At 54.3% G+C, this 16,720-nt stretch carries 14 protein-coding genes; 8 read left to right on the top strand and 6 right to left on the bottom strand.

What is annotated here, in order from left to right:
* Positions 1 to 181: 181 nt before the first annotated feature.
* On the top strand, positions 182 to 3,250 hold the full coding sequence (locus tag ACGHAD_RS10085; RefSeq protein ID WP_382415269.1) for a hypothetical protein: 3,069 nt from the start codon (positions 182 to 184) through the stop codon (positions 3,248 to 3,250).
* A 100-nt stretch (positions 3,251 to 3,350) separates the two neighbouring features.
* Here the strand turns inward: ACGHAD_RS10085 and dapD are convergent, their stop codons facing one another.
* The 6 genes from dapD to map form a co-directional block, all read right to left on the bottom strand.
* Entirely contained in the window at positions 3,351 to 4,385 is a 1,035-nt protein-coding gene (dapD, locus tag ACGHAD_RS10080; RefSeq protein WP_382415271.1) for a 2,3,4,5-tetrahydropyridine-2,6-dicarboxylate N-succinyltransferase, read from the bottom strand.
* Between the two features lie 44 nt (positions 4,386 to 4,429).
* Positions 4,430 to 4,780 (bottom strand): ArsC family reductase, encoded by a 351-nt coding sequence (locus tag ACGHAD_RS10075; protein WP_339614987.1) that lies wholly within the window; start codon positions 4,778 to 4,780, stop codon positions 4,430 to 4,432.
* Positions 4,781 to 4,826: 46 nt separating this feature from the next.
* Positions 4,827 to 5,519: an endonuclease III gene (gene nth, locus ACGHAD_RS10070; protein WP_382415273.1), complete on the bottom strand. Its 693-nt coding sequence runs from the start codon at positions 5,517 to 5,519 to the stop codon at positions 4,827 to 4,829.
* Positions 5,520 to 5,521: 2 nt separating this feature from the next.
* On the bottom strand, positions 5,522 to 6,718 hold the full coding sequence (gene dapC, locus ACGHAD_RS10065) for a succinyldiaminopimelate transaminase (protein WP_382415275.1): 1,197 nt from the start codon (positions 6,716 to 6,718) through the stop codon (positions 5,522 to 5,524).
* 83 nt (positions 6,719 to 6,801) lie between these two features.
* Positions 6,802 to 9,501, bottom strand: coding sequence for a [protein-PII] uridylyltransferase (locus ACGHAD_RS10060; protein WP_382415277.1), 2,700 nt, complete (start codon positions 9,499 to 9,501; stop codon positions 6,802 to 6,804).
* Between the two features lie 3 nt (positions 9,502 to 9,504).
* Entirely contained in the window at positions 9,505 to 10,275 is a 771-nt protein-coding gene (gene map, locus ACGHAD_RS10055; protein WP_339614991.1) for a type I methionyl aminopeptidase, read from the bottom strand.
* Between the two features lie 432 nt (positions 10,276 to 10,707).
* Between map and rpsB the strand changes: the two genes are divergently transcribed.
* The 7 genes from rpsB to ispC all read left to right on the top strand — a co-directional run bounded on the left by rpsB (position 10,708) and on the right by ispC (position 16,717).
* Positions 10,708 to 11,451, top strand: coding sequence for a 30S ribosomal protein S2 (rpsB, locus tag ACGHAD_RS10050; protein ID WP_339614992.1), 744 nt, complete (start codon positions 10,708 to 10,710; stop codon positions 11,449 to 11,451).
* Between the two features lie 106 nt (positions 11,452 to 11,557).
* Positions 11,558 to 12,427, top strand: a complete 870-nt coding sequence (gene tsf, locus ACGHAD_RS10045) for a translation elongation factor Ts (protein ID WP_339614993.1) — start codon at positions 11,558 to 11,560, stop codon at positions 12,425 to 12,427.
* 106 nt (positions 12,428 to 12,533) lie between these two features.
* On the top strand, positions 12,534 to 13,277 hold the full coding sequence (pyrH, locus tag ACGHAD_RS10040) for a UMP kinase (RefSeq protein WP_339614994.1): 744 nt from the start codon (positions 12,534 to 12,536) through the stop codon (positions 13,275 to 13,277).
* Positions 13,267 to 13,824 carry a ribosome recycling factor gene (frr, locus tag ACGHAD_RS10035; RefSeq protein ID WP_382415280.1) on the top strand — a complete coding sequence of 186 codons (558 nt, stop codon included), beginning with the start codon at positions 13,267 to 13,269 and terminating at the stop codon, positions 13,822 to 13,824. The genes pyrH and frr overlap by 11 nt, the downstream gene beginning before the upstream one ends.
* Positions 13,825 to 13,904: 80 nt before the next feature.
* On the top strand, positions 13,905 to 14,666 hold the full coding sequence (gene uppS / locus ACGHAD_RS10030; RefSeq protein ID WP_382415282.1) for a polyprenyl diphosphate synthase: 762 nt from the start codon (positions 13,905 to 13,907) through the stop codon (positions 14,664 to 14,666).
* Positions 14,659 to 15,519: a phosphatidate cytidylyltransferase gene (locus ACGHAD_RS10025; RefSeq protein WP_382415284.1), complete on the top strand. Its 861-nt coding sequence runs from the start codon at positions 14,659 to 14,661 to the stop codon at positions 15,517 to 15,519. The genes uppS and ACGHAD_RS10025 overlap by 8 nt, the downstream gene beginning before the upstream one ends.
* A gap of 4 nt (positions 15,520 to 15,523) precedes the next feature.
* Positions 15,524 to 16,717 carry a 1-deoxy-D-xylulose-5-phosphate reductoisomerase gene (gene ispC / locus ACGHAD_RS10020; protein ID WP_382415286.1) on the top strand — a complete coding sequence of 398 codons (1,194 nt, stop codon included), beginning with the start codon at positions 15,524 to 15,526 and terminating at the stop codon, positions 16,715 to 16,717.
* Positions 16,718 to 16,720 lie beyond the last annotated feature (3 nt).

Below are 16,720 nucleotides of genomic sequence, written 5' to 3'. Positions count from 1 at the left end.
ATCATTGCTGGGCGCCATCTTTGGGGCGCGCTTTCGGTCGAAAGGGCGCAATTATAACGGGTTTGGCGGCACAAGTAGAGCGCCACAGACGCGTCCCGGTAGGGTGGCGTTAATGGCGCTTGATTTGACGCATTTGATAGGGGACAGTAAGTCTACCAACAGGGAGGCAGATGAGAATCTCATGATAAAACTAGTCTTTGCGGGCGATGTGATTACTGGCTTTGAGCGCAGCCAGGTTATAAGTCAGCTGGCCAAGCTGCTTAAGCGCGATGAAACGCAGATACGCCGTATGCTGTTTAGCGGTAAAGCGGTGGTTGTTAAGAAAGTCGCGACCGACGAGGAGGCCTACAAATGGCGTAAAGCCTTTGCCAACGCCGGCGCGGTGTTAATGGTGTCAGCCGGAGATCAAGAGCCGGCCGACACAGCGCCAGATGATGAATCAGTCGCGGCAGGGCACTCACCTAAGCCCGCGGCGGTCGAGCCGGGTATTGCGGTCGACGAGTCGCTTGACGAAAACGCCGCCGACGCCAACGATAGCGCCGTGACGGGGGCGGTTGCTGAAGAGCCCACGTTAGCATCTGAGGCGAGCCGCAGCCCGGGTATTCGGCGACGTAACAAAGTGTATGTGCTGCTGGGTGCGCTGGTACTGGTGGCCATTGCTTTGACGGTGTTTGTGCTATGGATTAGCCGACCCTTGTGGCAGGGCGCTCAGCTGGATGATCAGCAACAGCGGTGGGCCGAGGCACTGGCTTCGCCCGATACTTACGCGCTGGCCCATGTGGATGTCGCACGAGCCGTACAGCTGGAGGGGTTGGCGGGGACTCAGGCCGATTTGCCCTCACCGGTATCCGGGGATGACGATTTTTGGCAATCGTTGGCCCGCGCAGGTATTGATGTGCGTAAGCAGATCGCGCATATGTGGCTTGCGGGTACCCACAGTGCAAAGCATACCGGCGCGGTGATAGTGCTGTCGGGGGTGTTTTCACCGGACAAGGTTAAAAGCTGGCTGGGCGAGCGCTACACCATTGAGAGTGAGTCGGAAGAGGGGCTAATGTTTCGTACCTCCCGCGCTAACGCCTGCGATGCTGGCACCACGATGCGGGCGGTGATCGGCGCTGACCGTATCATCGTGGGTGATCCGGCCAGCGTTGAGCAACTGCAAATGCGCCTTGAGCAAAAAGCCCCGGCCAGCCAATCGCTACAGCGCTGGCAAGAGGTGAGTGCCAATCAGTTGGCCTCACTGGCGGTGTTTATTCCCGAAAACATTGGCGAGGCCGCCGGTGGCATGAGTGGCATGATGCTAAAAAGTGTGGGTGCTGCGGCGCAGCCCGCCGAGGGTTTATATCTTGATTTAGAGCCGGTGGCGGTGCCCCCCGGGGTTGAGTTGCGCACCCAGGTGTTTAGTCAGGATGCCGAATTTATTAACAACAGCTATCAAGCTTTTGACGAGCGTATTGCCGAGTGGCGTGCTGAGGCTAAAAAAAACTGGCCCGAGGTTGCTGGGCTGTATGATCGCCTTGAGGTTACCCGCAGTGACGATAGCGTGGGCGCAACGGTCTTTTTTGATCGTCACCTGCAGCGCGATGTGAGCCGTTGGGTCAGTTCTATTTTCTCGGGAATGTTATCGTCACCGGGCGAGGCGCCCACCGAGGAGCAATTAGAATCAAATCCGCCCGTGTTTACCAATGTGGCTAGCGCCGAGGTTAAGCCCTACGCAAGCTATAGCGACTTTCACAATAGCTTTTTTACACCGACGGCGGAGACGGGCCCTTTTGCCATTGCGGTAGAGTCGCTAACCCTCAACGATCAACAACAGCTGGAGATCGCCCTAAAAACACTCGCGTATAACTTACCTAATGCACCCACCCGAGGCTCAGCGGCAAGCATGACGTTAGTCGATGTGCTGGATGCGCAGGGGCAGTCGCTACTGCCAACCGTTGAGTGTGGTGAGGATAAAAACCTGGCGCCCTCAGAAATTGGCTCAAGTATGACGTCGACCGCTTTTGTGGATGGTGAGCAAGTGACCTATACCTCGACTCAGGGAAGTAAAGCGATCGCGCTCGATACGGGCGTAAGCGCCAGTGATGTTGCCGAAGTGAAGGGGTATATCGATTATCGACAAGTAAACGCCATCGAGAAGATTGTGTTACAGCAGCCGCTTGCGGGGCAGGTCATCGAACGCAACGGCTTGATGGTGCGCTTTATGGACGCTGGTAAACACGCGCTGCAGTATCGTTATAGTGGCGAGGTCGATAATTTATTGCATGTGGCGGCGTTAAATAAAGACGGCAAAGCCTTGTCATCCGGTAGCGCAATGTGGGGCGGCACGCTTATTGGCAGTGGTAAAACCGCATCGGTCGATTATCACGGAGAGGTCGATCGTATTGAGGTGGTAATCGCCAAAAACGCCGAGGTGAAGCGTTATCCCGTTAGTATTAATACGGTCTGGCCAGCCGTTAACAATAGTTTGTTTGGTGCAAAAGCGTTACCGCTTGCAGATCCCGATGCAGTCCAAAAAGCCTTAAAAGCGACGCAACCCCCGTCAGTCACCTACAGTTGGCAAAAGCCGGTGTTAGAGACGGTTGCGGGCCCGGCAACGCTCGCTTTTCAAAGTTTGGAGTTTGATGACCGCTTTGGTATGAACATTAGCTTTAGTGCGTATCTGTCCAACGGTGTGCCATTAGTGGGCGCACTGGGGGCAGGGGCGGTGCGTTTAACAGCGTTAGAGTTTGCCAACAGTGAACCGCAAGCGTTGGCTAACACGGTGTACTTTCCGTTTGTACACGACGGTGGCTATTGGATGAACGGTGAGTATCAACCCGACGAGCAAAAACCCTGGATTAAAGGCGATGCGACGTTCCGTGATCGTGACACCAAAGTGACCTCACCCGAGCGCATACAAGGGGAGTTGCTACTCAATGTGCCCGACGCTTCTCATGTTGAAGAGTTTGCATTTGAGATTGGTGCAACCTGGCAAGATGAAGGCTTAAGTCTGCAAGTTACCGAGTTTAATCCGCGTGAAGTTATATTGAGTTTTAACGGCAATGTGAGTCGTGTGGTCGCCGTGCGCGCTAAGCGTAATGGTGAGCTGGTGAGCGATCCCGCAAAAATGCGTAATATGTTTGGCGAGGCGGGGATTGTACTTGCGCTTAACGATCGTCCCGATACGCTTGAGTTGGAGCTGGCTGATTCATTGACGACTGAGCGCTATCCGTTTGAGGTTAATTTGGCTGAAGTTGCCGCGCCGTAGTTAGGCGTTACTCGCAACATTAAGCGCACGAAAAAGCCGGGGCATAGCCCTGGCTTTTTCGTGCGCGCTACCCTGACATGGTTTTTGTCAGGGTGTCGATTTAGGCGTTAACGTGTAACTCTTCGTTTAACTGCACGCTAGATTTGTTGGTTAAACATTCAATACGACCGGACATAGAGTTGCGACGGAAAAGTAAATCGGATTTGCCGGCTAAGTCGCGCGCTTTGGCAACATCCACTTCCTTGCCGCTGTCGTCAAGTACGGCAACTTTAGTGCCGGCGGTGATGTACAAGCCGGACTCAACTGTACAGCGATCGCCCAGTGGAATGCCGGTGCCAGCGTTGGCGCCCAGCAGGCACTCTTTGCCCAGGCTGATAACGATATTGCCGCCACCCGACAAGGTGCCCATGGTTGAGCTGCCGCCGCCCAAGTCAGAACCCGCCCCGACAAATACACCCGCCGAGATACGGCCTTCAATCATACCGGGACCATCGGTGCCGGCGTTAAAGTTAACAAAACCTTCGTGCATGATGGTGGTGCCTTCGCCCAGGTAGGCGCCTAAGCGCACGCGCGCAGTGTGGGCGATACGCACGCCGGCCGGCACCACATAGTTGGTCATTTTGGGGAATTTATCCACGCATGCTACGTCCAAAAGCTCGCCGTTAAGGCGCGCTTGTAACTGTCGCGCGGGGAGCTCAGCCAAATCGATGGCGCCTTGATTGGTCCAGGCGACATTGGCCAGCACGCCAAACAAACCGGTGAGGTTGGTGCCGTGAGGTTTTACTAAACGGTGCGACAACAAGTGCAGCTTTAAATAACCCTCGGGTACGCTGGTGGGCGCTTCGTCGGCGGCGAGTAACGTGGCGACCAGCGGACGCTCACTGCTGGCAAGAGACTCGGCAATGGCAGCTTGCTCGGCATCACCGGCCGCGCTGAGTGCTTTTGCGAGCTCAGCGGCCTGTTGCTTGTTTAACGCTAACGCCTGATTGCCGTCTTCATAACCTACTGTTTGGCTAATGGCCTGTGCTGTGGCGTCGCTGGGGTTAAGCAGTGGTGCAGGGTAAAACACCTCAAGCCATTCGCCTTTTTGGTTTTGGGTGCCGACACCGAGGCCGAGGCTGTAGAGTTTGCTCATGTGTAATCCTGTTTTGCGGTTATCAAAAGTCGTAAAATGTTGTGTTAGCTAAAAACGGCAGCGTATTGTTCGGCTTTAAAGCCTACCTGAGTCGTGCCTTCGGCTTCTAATACGGGCCGTTTAATGATGGTCGGGTTGGCGACTATTAATGCCGGAGCTTGGTTGAGGTCAAAAATACGAGTTTTGTCGTCCTCGCTAAAGCTCTTCCACGTGGTGGAGCGCTTATTGATAAGGGCATCGATCCCCAGGGCATCAATCCATTGCAGCACTTTTGCCTCACTGAGGCCGTCGCTGCGGAAGTCGTGAAATTGGTAATCGGGCACGTTTGTCGCTAACCATTGCCGCGCTTTTTTCACCGTGTCGCAGTTTTTAATGCCGTATAGGGTTGGCTGCATCGCTCGCTCCGCGCAAAAGCGGCCATAATAACAAATCTGTTTGGGTTTAGGGCTTTTGCACTTGCTTTGGGTGTTTACGCGCTGGGTAACAGGCGCGGCAAATCCCGCACACTAAACCGTTACAGCCGCGTGCGCTGCAGTGTTCGCGGCCGTAGTAGATAATTTGCAAGTGCAGCTTATTCCAGCTCTCTTTGGGGAATAAACGTTTTAAGTCTTTCTCAGTTTGCACCACATTTTTGCCGTTGGTTAGCCCCCAGCGCTGCGCTAAGCGGTGTATGTGGGTGTCGACCGGAAACGCAGGCACCCCAAACGCTTGGCTCATAACCACACTGGCAGTTTTGTGGCCTACTCCGGGCAGGGTTTCTAACGCGGCCATATCGGCGGGCACTTGGCCGTCGAATTCATCCACGAGCCTTTGGGACAATACCGAAATGGCTTTGGACTTTTGCGGCGATAGACCACAGGGGCGAATCACCGCTTTGATCTCCTCGATAGGCACTTTTGCCATGTCGTGTGGGTTGTCGGCCAGTTGCCACAGTGCCGGGGTAATTTGATTGACCCGCGCGTCGGTACACTGGGCGGATAGCAACACCGCGATCAGTAAGCTATAGGCGTCAAAGTGATCCAGCGGGATAGGCGTAGTGGGGTAGAGCTCATCCAGTGTTTGCTGAATAAGCGCGACCCGTTCGGCTTTTTTGAGGTTTACCGCAGCGGTTGGTGGCGTGTTTAGCTCACTCATGGTTAAAGGCTTTTTACAAAGTGGCGAATGCGGTGGGCCGCATCGATACATTCGGCCTCGGTGGCGACCAGTGCCATACGCACATAGTACTCTGCCGGGTTGCCCGTGTCGGTATCGCGGGCTAAATAGGCGCCTGGCAGTACGGTAATGTTTTGTTCGGCAAATAAGCGCTGGGCAAATTCCTCGCCCAAAATAGGCAGCTTGGGCCACAGGTAAAAGCCAGCCTCGGGGCGCTCGACGTCCAGACAACCATCTAAGATATTTAGCACCGCGTCAAACTTTGCCCGATACGCATCGCGGTTGGCCAGTACATGATTCTCATCTTGCCAGGCGGCAACGCTCGCCAGTTGTGTCGGCACTGGCATCGCGCAGCCATGGTAGGTGCGATACTGCAAAAACTTGCCGAGAATATCCGCATCGCCGGCGACAAAACCCGAGCGCAGGCCGGGCAAGTTAGAGCGCTTGGATAAACTGTGAAACACCACGCAGCGGCGGTAGTTATTGCGGCCCATATCGCTACAAGCTTCGAGCAAGCCGGCGGGCGCTTGGTTCTCGTGTTGGTATAGCTCGCTGTAGCATTCATCAGAGGCAATCACAAAATCGTAGCGATCGGCGAGTTTAATCAGTTGTTGGAGCTGCGCTGAGCTCATCACCGCCCCGGTGGGGTTGCCGGGCGAGCACAAGTATAAAAGCTGACATTGTTGCCAAACACTGGCCGGAACCTCAGCAAAATCGGGAATAAAATGATTGGCCGCGCTGCAGTTTAAAAAATGTGGTGTGGCGCCAGCCAGAAAAGCGGCCCCTTCATAAATTTGATAAAAAGGATTGGGGCACACCACCAGCGGGTCGCTGGCGCTGCGGTCGATCACGGCCTGTGCAAAGGCAAATAGTGCTTCGCGGGTGCCGTTAACGGGGAGCACCTGAGTTTCGGGGTCAAGCTTTTGGCATAAGTTAAAGCGCTGGTCAGCCCAACGCGCAATGGCCTTGCGCAGCTCTGGTAATCCTTTTGTGGCCGGGTAGTTGGCCAGCCGATCGAGGTTGTCGCTTAAAGCGCGCAGCACAAAGGCGGGCGGCAAGTGTTTTGGTTCGCCAATAGACAGGGCAATATGCTCGAGCGATTGCGGCGGGGTGATACCGGCTTTGAGGGCCGCGAGCTTTTCAAAGGGGTAGGGGTGTAATTGGTTTAAATCGTTATTCATGTGAAGTCGTCAGTGCGTTTGATCGGCAATGCTATGAATCTGTGGCATCGGCTTAAAAATATTTCTATAAAAGTTGCGGCGGCTTAAAAGCCCGCCGCACGGTCGACGCGGTCGTCTAGCTGCCGGCAAATTTCATCTTGCAGGCGCTGACACAGCGTGGGGTCAGAAAGTGGTTGGCCGTTGTTGTCGGTAATGTAAAACATATCCTCGACGCGCTCGCCCAAGGTGGCAATTTTGGCGTTTTGTAAGTGGAGCTCAAAGTCGATAAAGACTCGAGCGATGCACGCCAGTAAACCGGGGCGATCTGGGCTGATAACTTCCAATAGCGTGTAACCGCTAAGCATATCGTTGCGAATGCTGGTGCGGGTGGGGCGAGAGAAGTGTTTAAGGCGGCGCGGTGTGCGACGGGTGCTAAGGTTGCGGTTGTTGTCGCTAACGGTCAGTTCTTCATAGAGTCCGTCGTATATTCGCTGCAGCACTTTCGCGTCGGTGCCCAATGGTTCGCCATCTTGATTTAAGACAAAAAAAGTGTCGAGCGTATAGCCGGATTTTGAGTTGTAAATTCGCGCATCTTGTACGCTTAAATTCATGGCGTCGAGCACGGTTGCGACATCGGCGAAAACGTTGTTGCGCCCTTTGCTGCGAACAAAAATTTGGGTGGCGCCTTCCAGTTCGCGACTGGACGTTTCCTGAATCAAAATCAGCGGCCCGTCGCGATCGTCGTGATTGAGGATCGCCTCGGTGTGCCAGGCGATATCCTGATGTGACTCGCGCAAAAAATACTCGTCGTCGACGTCTTCCCACACCTGGAGGCACTGTTCGGTGCTTACGTGGTGGCGGTTAAGGCGGCTAATGGCCGCTTGCTGAGTCTCCTCGATCCAGTCTTGCTTGTCGATGTTGTTTTCGAGGCCTCTGCGCAGTGCGCGTTTTGTCTCTAAGTACAGGGTGCGCATTAAGCTGGCGCGCCAGGTGTTCCAAAGGTCAGGGTTGGTGGCGTTAATGTCGGCAACTGTCAGCGCGTATAGGTGATCTAGATGGATCTGATCGCCGACGATTAACGCAAAGCTGTGAATCACATCTGGGTCAGAGATATCTTGTTTTTGCGATACCGATGACATTAACAGGTGCTTTTCTACCAGCCAGCTCATCAACCGTGTTTCGCGAGGCGATAGGTTGTGACGTAAAGCGAACGCTTCGGCATCAACTGCGCCTAACGTCGAGTGGTCGCCGCCGCGACCTTTGGCGATGTCGTGATAGAGGCCGGCCAGTAGAATAATTTCTACCTTTGGCAGTCTTCGCATTACGTGCCAGGCAACCGGAAAGTCTTCTTTGGCTTGCGGTTGTAAAAAGTTACACAAGTTTTGGATGAGCAATAATGTGTGCGCATCGACGGTGTATATATGAAATAAATCGTGTTGCATCTGGCCCGTTACCCGGCCGAACTCGGGCAAGTAGAGGCCCAGGATGCCGTAGCGCGTCATGCGCTTGAGTTCATCGACCAGCTGCGCGGGATACGTAAATAGCTGCAAAAATAACTGGTTGTTTGCGGGGTCTTCGCGAAAGGCGTCATCCAGTAGATGGCGGCTCTCGCGCATCAAGCGGATGGTGGAGGCGCGTACCCCTTTGATGTCTGGGTTTTGCGCCATTAAGACGAAAATTTCTAACAGCGCCGATGGCGACTCTTCAAAGACGTATATGTGGGCGACTTCGATGTAGTCATCGCGGCGCTGGAAGCGCTCGTTAATTGGGGTGACGGTTTTTTTAACGCCACGCTGTAAAATGGCCTCGTACAAAAACTGTAATAAGACGTCGTTGAGTTCGCGCAGCGACATCACTAAGCGATAGTACTTGTGCATAAACTGCTCGACACCCAAGCGCTCATCGGTGTCTTTATAGCCGAACAGTTTGGCCAGCTCGCGCTGATGATCAAACAGCAAACGCTCTTCGGGGCGGTTGGCGACCATATGTAGGCCGTAGCGAACCCGCCAGAGAAACTCCTCACCGTTTTGCAATAGCGAGAATTCCTCTTCGGTAAAAAAGCCTTTGCCTTCTAGCTCTTTAAGTGTGCGCACCGCAAAAAAGCGCTTGGCCACCCAAGAAATCATTTGGATATCGCGTAAACCGCCGGGGGCATTTTTTAAGTTGGGCTCTAGGTTGTACTCGCTGTTTTTGTATTTCTCGTGGCGCTGGTTTTGTTCTTCGAATTTGGCTTTAAAGAACTCATCGGCAGGCCACATGTTGTCCGGCGCGGTAAATTTGAGTAGGTGGGCGCGCAAGTTAGGGTCGCCCACTAGCGTACGCGATTCCATTAAATTGGTGGCGACGGTAATGTCGTCGCGAGCGATATCCACGCATTGCTTAACCGTGCGAACGCTGTGGCCGATCTCAAGGCCTATATCCCACAGTAAGGTTAAAAACCGCTCCAGGTTGTCTTGGCAGCGGTCAATCAGGCCCTCTTCGAGCAGTATGAGGAGGTCGATATCCGAGTGTGGGTGCAGCTCGCAGCGGCCGTAGCCCCCGACGGCCTCAAGGCTAATGCCCTCGGGCCAGTCGAGCTGGTACCAAGCGTAATGCAGCAGACAGTCGACGAACAGTGCGCGTTCGTGCACCAGCGCACGGATGTCTTCACCCTCGCGAAACCGCACGTCAAACTGCGCATTTGCCGCGGTAATCGCATCTTTAAAAACGGTGATCAGAGGTTTTTCGGCCAGAGCTTTGCGAAACCGGCTCTGATCAAAGAAAAACAGCGGGCGGGTAAAGTAGGGCGTCTGGGCGCTGATCATGGGTTAAAAAGGTTCCTCGGTGCGCTTGGTGAGTACTTCGACGCCATCGGCGGTAACCGCAAGCGTGTGTTCCCACTGAGCCGACAGGCGGCCATCTTTAGTTTCGACGGTCCAGCCATCGCGCTTAAGTTTGGTCTGGGATTTGCCAGCGTTAATCATGGGTTCGATGGTGAAAGTCATGCCTTCTTTTAGTTCCAGCCCGGTGCCGGCGCGGCCGTAATGCAGTACCTGCGGCTCTTCGTGGAATACAGTGCCAATGCCGTGGCCGCAGTACTCCCTTACCACCGAGTAATAATTGGCCTCGGCGTGTTGCTGGATAACGGCGCCGATGTCTCCGAGGCGGCAGCCTGGTTTAACCAGTTCAATACCCTTGTAAAGGCACTCTTGGGTAATCTCCACCAAGCGCTTGGCGTGGGGTGCGACGTCGCCGACAAAGTACATTTTACTGGTGTCGCCGTGGTAGCCGTCGTAGATGACGGTGACGTCTATGTTGATGATGTCACCATTTTTCAGAACTTTCTTCTCGGATGGGATGCCGTGGCAAATCACATGGTTGACCGAGGTGCACACAGACTTGGGAAAGCCGCGGTAATCTAAACACGCGGGGATCGCGTTTTGCACATCGACAATGTGGTCGTGACAGCGCTTGTCGAGTTCGGCGGTGGTGACGCCCGCCACCACATAGGGCTCAATCATTTCGAGCACTTCGGCGGCCATGCGGCCGGCGACACGCATTTTCTCGATGTCGGCGGGGGTTTTAATGGATACGCTCATGATTTCTCACTTTGGACTGCTCGCGCCCAAACGGCGCGTTTTTTACGGTAGTGGATAGTTTAACCGATCGGCGCGCAGGACTACAGCCCGTGCAGGGTGCGTGGTTTGGGCCGGGCGTCCTGGTGGACGCTACCTATAAAAGTTGTCGGTGGAGTTGCGCGCCGTTTGATGCCTTGTACGCGCTCTTTAAGTTTGGCGTGAAATTGTCTTTTGTGCGGCCGGTGCCGGCTTAGTAGGCAGGTAAAAACTTCCCTTGGGCTCTCGTGTGTGGTATAAAGCGCGCCGTCCGTGCAAACTCTGGCTAACCAGAGCTAAAAGCGGGCGAATAAACCTTAACGTCACACATATACCGACACGTTTAGCCTGGGTGCCCTTATGGGTTGGCTTGCGGGGTATATGGAGGCCTAACCCGATACAATCAGGAATACGATTATGCCTACAGTTAGCATGCGCGATATGCTGCAAGCGGGTGTCCATTTTGGTCACCAAACCCGTTACTGGAACCCCAAGATGGGCCGCTACATCTTTGGCGCCCGCAACAAAATTCATATCATTAACCTGGAGCATACTGTTCCTGCGTTCAATGAGACTCTTGAGCTGGTTAAGCAGCTGGCCTCGCAAAAGAAAAAAATCATGTTTGTTGGCACCAAGCGCGCCGCTCAGAAAATCGTTAAAGAGCAGGCTGAGCGCGTTGGTATGCCTTATGTTAGCCACCGCTGGTTGGGCGGCATGCTGACTAACTACAAAACTATTCGTGCCTCTATCCGTCGCTACCGCGAGCTTGAAGCTCAGTCTCAGGACGGCACTTTTGAGAAGCTGACCAAAAAAGAAGCTTTGATGCGTACCCGCGATATGGACAAGCTAGAGAACTCTATCGGTGGTATTAAGGATATGGGCGGCCTGCCTGACGCGCTGTTTGTGGTTGATGTTGATCATGAGCGTATCGCTGTAGCTGAGGCCAACAAGCTGGGTGTACCGGTTATCGGTGTGGTTGATACCAACTCAAACCCCGATGGCATTGATTACGTTATCCCAGGTAACGACGATGCGATCCGTGCGGTTCGCTTGTACGTGACGGCTATTGCTGATGCTTGCGCCGAAGGCGTTGCGCAGTCGCAAGAAGTGCCGAATAAAGATGAGTATGTTGCTGCTGAAGGCCAGGCTGCTGCGGAGTAAGACCGCCGCCTAGCTGTCATCTACAACAGATACAGTAAAACGTAAAAGGGGTGGGCCGTCAGGTTGCGCCCCTTTTTTCCAACGGATTTTTAGAGAGGATAGTTACATGGCAGCTGTTTCTGCTTCAATGGTTAAAGAACTGCGCGACCGCACCGGTCTTGGCATGATGGAGTGTAAAAAAGCGCTGGCCGAGGTTGGTGGTGATGTTGAGCAAGCGATTGAGAATCTGCGTAAAGCGAGTGGGCTGAAGGCTTCTAAAAAAGCTGGCCGCACTGCCGCCGATGGTGTTGTGCTGGCTAAAGTGGCCGACGACAACAGTTATGCAGTGTTGGTGGAGGTGAACAGTGAAACTGACTTTGCCGCCCGCGACGAAGGCTTTTTGGCATTTGCACGCGCTGTGCTGGATAAGGCTTTTGCCGACAAGCAAGACGATGTTGCCGCCCTGATGGCCGGCGATCTCGAAGCGGCTCGTGAGGCGCTGGTACAAAAAATTGGTGAGAACATCGGTGTGCGCCGCGTAGCGGTTGCTGAAGGTGGCTTGATTGACATCTACATCCACTCAAACAACCGTATTGCAACTGCCGTGAAGCTCGATGGTGGCAATGCTGAGCTGGCGCGCGACGTGGCGATGCACGTAGCGGCAGTTAACCCGCAAGTGGTCAAGCCGGAAGATATGCCCGCTGATATCGTTGAGAAAGAAAAGGATATCATTAAGGCGCAGCCAGATATGGAAGGCAAGCCTGCTGAGATCGTCGAAAAAATGACCATGGGCCGCATCAATAAGTTCTTGAAGGAAGGCAGCCTAAACGAGCAGCCTTTTGTTAAGAACCCTGAATTGACTGTGGGTAAGCTGGCGAAAGAGGCTGGTGCTACTATTAATGGCTTTGTTCGCTTTGAAGTGGGCGAAGGCGTTGAGAAAGAAGAGTCGGACTTCGCTGCCGAAGTTGCCGCTCAAGTCGCTGCCTCTAAGTCGTAAGTCCCTCATCTTACGCATAAAAAAGGAGGTCGGATGTCCATCCGGCCTCCTTTTGTTGTAAACTGCCCCCCGTTTTTGACCTTCTTCAGCCATGCGGAGCCCCACCATGCCAAATTCTCGGGATAAAAAGTACAAACGCATTTTGCTCAAGCTAAGCGGTGAAGAGCTAATGGGTGAAGTGGGTTTTGGTATTGACCCCAAAGTGCTCGATAAAATGGCCTTAGAGATCGGCCAGTTGGTGGGTATAGGTGTGCAGGTGGGGCTGGTGATCGGCGGCGGCAACCTGTTTCGGGGTGCGGCCCTAAGTGCCGCCGGGCTCGATCGAGTCACCGGTGATCATATGGGTATGCTGGCGACTGTGATGAACGCGCTAGCCATGCGCGATGCGCTGGAGCGCTCTAACATCTCGTCGCGGGTGATGTCGGCGATCCCCATGAGCGGTATCGTTGAGCACTATGATCGCCGCCACGCTATTCGTTGCTTAAACGCGGGCGAAGTGGTGATTTTTGCCGCCGGCACCGGCAACCCGTTTTTTACCACCGATTCGGCTGCCTGTTTGCGGGGCATCGAAGTCGAGGCTGATATTGTCCTTAAGGCTACCAAGGTTGATGGTGTTTATACCGCCGACCCAATGAAGGATGCCAGTGCTACTAAGTACGACCGTCTTACTTACGATAATGTGCTCGAAGAAAAGCTTGGTGTGATGGATTTAACCGCGATTTGCCTGTGCCGAGATCACGACATGCCGGTGCGGGTATTTCGTATGAATAAAAGTGGTGCTCTGCTGAACATTGTGGTTGGCAGTAATGAAGGCACCTTGATTGAAGAGGATACCTCGGATGCTGGATGAACTGAAAAAAGACGCCGATTCGCGCATGGAAAAAGCCCTGGCCGCGATGAGCAACAACTTCAACAAAATTCGCACGGGCCGGGCTCACCCCAGTCTGCTTGATGGCGTGACTGTGTCTTACTATGGCGTAGATACGCCGCTTGCTCAAGTGGCCAACGTCAATGTTGAGGACGCGCGAACTCTGTCGATCAAGCCCTGGGAGAAGCCCATGGTGCCCGAGATCGAAAAAGCTATTATGAAGTCAAACCTAGGTCTGAACCCTTCGACCTCTGGTGATAATATTCGTATTCCCTTGCCCGCACTGACTGAAGAGACCCGTAAGGGGTACATCAAGCAGGCGCGCGCCGAGGCAGAGAATGGCCGGGTTTCAATCCGTAATGTTCGTCGTGATGTGTTGTCTGATGTGAAAGCGTTGCTAAAAGACAAAGAGATCAGTGAGGACGAAGAGCGTCGCACTCAGGATGAAGTGCAGAAAATTACCGATAAGTATATTGCTGAAGTCGATAAAGTTTTGGCTCAGAAAGAAGAAGAGTTGATGACCGTATAAGGTGATCAACTGTGCCCGCCCGGCGCAGGCGGGCACTGAAACCATTATTCGGGTTATGCCCATTGGCCCAGGAGATGTTTGTGACCGGCAGTTGTTTACGTCATATAGCTATTATCATGGACGGCAATAATCGCTGGGCCAAACAGCGAAACCTCGCAGGCATCTCGGGGCATAAAGAGGGTGTCGAGCGTATTCGCGATGTGATGTCCGCGTGCCAAGAGCTCGGTGTCGAGGTGCTCACCTTATTTGCCTTTAGCAGCGAGAACTGGAAGCGCCCCGCCCGTGAGGTGGAAGCCTTGATGTCGCTGTTTCACTTGTACCTTAAAAAAGAGGCGCGCGCCTTAAAGAAAAAGAGTGTGCGCTTGAAGGTCGTCGGCAATCGGCGCAATTTTAGTGCCTCTCTTAATCGTGCTATTGATTCTGCTGAGTCGCTAACTGATCAAGCCGATGCGAAAACCACGTTAGTTATTGCCGCTGATTACGGCGGTCGTTGGGATATCGCCGATACCGCAGCACGACTCGCGGCGCAAGTGGCTGCCGGGGAGTTGGATGCCGACGATATTGACGAAGAACGTTTCGGACGCGCGACCTGCTTGGGTGACTTACCACCGCTGGATTTACTGATCCGCACCGGGGGTGAGCACCGCATCAGCAACTTTATTCTGTGGCAGGCGGCTTACGCCGAGCTGTATTTTACCCCCGTTCTTTGGCCCGATTTTAATGGCGATGTTCTCGCCGGGGCCGCCAACGACTTTTTTTCGCGCCAGCGTCGCTTTGGCAAAACCTCCGAGCAGTGTGAGCCATCATCGAGTTTTAGCACCGGGAGCGGTTCTCATGCTTAAGCAGCGAATTTTAACGGCCTGTGTATTGGCTGCGACCTTTCTTGTCGTCTTGTTTTTCTTACCGGTTCCGCTGTTTCCCGCGTTTGTGGCAACCATTGTGCTTATTGGCGCCTGGGAGTGGTCGAATTTAAGTGGTTTAAAATCAGTTGCGGCCCGTGTTGGCTATTTGTTGGCACAGGCGGCGGCGATTGCACTAGCGGCGCTCTATGTTGGCCTGGTGTCGCTCGGTACGCCACTGGAGCCAACAGCCCCCTCCGTGATCGACAGCCGTTATGCGCACTTACTGCTTATTGGCTGTACTTGGTGGGCGGTCGCACTACTTTGGGTGCAGGGCTACCCCAGTAGTAGCTTGCTGTGGGCGCGACCGATACTGCGGGCGTTAATGGGCTTTTTTGTGCTGGTCCCTGCCTGGGTTGGTTTTAGCTATGTGCGCTTGCAGGATGACGGTGCCTGGTTGGTGTTGATGATTGTCGCGGTCGTCGCGGTGGCCGATATTGGCGGTTATTTTGTCGGTAAGCGCTTTGGCCGGCGCAAGTTGGCGCCTGCCGTCAGTCCCGGCAAAACCTGGGAGGGTTTCTTGGGCGGTATCGGTGCTAATATGCTGTTTGCTTTGGCGCTTTGGCTGTTGCTGGGTAGTCCGTTACTCGCTGTTATCGCACTTGTCGTGCCGACATCCCTTATCTCAGTGATTGGCGATTTACTGGAGAGCATGGTCAAACGCGAGCGGGGTATTAAAGACAGTAGTGCTTTGTTGCCAGGTCACGGCGGGGTACTGGATAGAATGGACAGCTTAACGGCTGCGGCGCCGGTGTTTGCGTTGGTGTTGGCAATGTCGCAGGGGCCGTTTGGGTAACGCCATGGAGCGAATTACGGTACTTGGTGCGACTGGATCTATCGGTGTTAGTACGCTGGACGTACTGGCAAGGCATCCCGAGCGCTATCAGGTTTACGCGTTAACAGCCAGTACCAGCTGGCAGCAGCTGGCGGAGCAAGTGCGAGCACACCGGCCGCGTTTTGCGGTGCTAAGTGATGCGACGGCGGCGCAAGCGTTGCGCGAGGCTCTGGCCGACGCCGATTGCGATACCGAAGTGCTCGCGGGTGAGCAAGCGTTGGTCGACGTGGCGGCTGCCGGCGAGGTTGATACGGTAATGGCGGCTATCGTTGGGGCGGCAGGCTTGTTGCCCACTTTTGCCGCGGTGGAGTCTGGTAAAAAAGTCTTATTGGCCAACAAAGAGGTGTTGGTCATGGCCGGCGGCTTGTTTATGGCTGAGGCCCGTCGCTCGGGGGCACAGATATTGCCGATCGACAGTGAGCACAACGCAATTTTTCAGTGTTTGCCGCTGCAAAAGGCGCTGGCGGCGGGTTGTGAGTTGGCAGAGCTTGGCGTGCGCAAAATATTACTAACCGCCTCTGGCGGCCCGTTTAGAAGCACACCGGTGGCTGAGCTGGCCGGCGTAACGCCTGTGCAGGCCTGTGCCCACCCCAATTGGGATATGGGACAAAAGATCTCGGTAGATTCCGCCACCATGATGAATAAAGGTCTGGAGTTAATAGAGGCCTGTTGGCTGTTTAACTGTACACCAGATGATATCGAGGTGCTGATTCATCCGCAAAGCGTGATTCACTCTATGGTGGAGTATGTGGATGGTTCGGTGCTGGCGCAGTTAGGTAACCCAGATATGCGCACACCGATCGCCCATGCGTTGGGCTGGCCGGAGCGTGTCGCATCCGGCGTACCTGCGCTGGATATGGTGGCGGCTGCGCGGCTGGACTTTAGTGCGCCCGATTACGAGCGCTTTCCGTGTTTGTTGCTTGCCGAGCAGGCCGCCAGCATGGGGCTAACGGCCCCGGCAGTCCTAAATGCTGCCAATGAGGTGGCCGTTGCGGCTTTTTTGCAGGGCGATCTGGCTTTTACCGATATAGCCGAGGTTAATAAGCGGGTATTGTTGGCGGCACAATTAACTGAACCGGTGGATTTGGACGTTGTCCAACTCGCCGACGCAAAAGCTCGCCAACACGCCCGTCGTCTAATTGACGCTGGGCTTGTGTGAGTT

It is taken from the genome of Gilvimarinus japonicus (assembly GCF_042847215.1).
Classification (GTDB): Bacteria; Pseudomonadota; Gammaproteobacteria; order Pseudomonadales; family Cellvibrionaceae; genus Gilvimarinus; species Gilvimarinus japonicus.
This window is presented reverse-complemented; position numbering and strand designations above follow the sequence as displayed.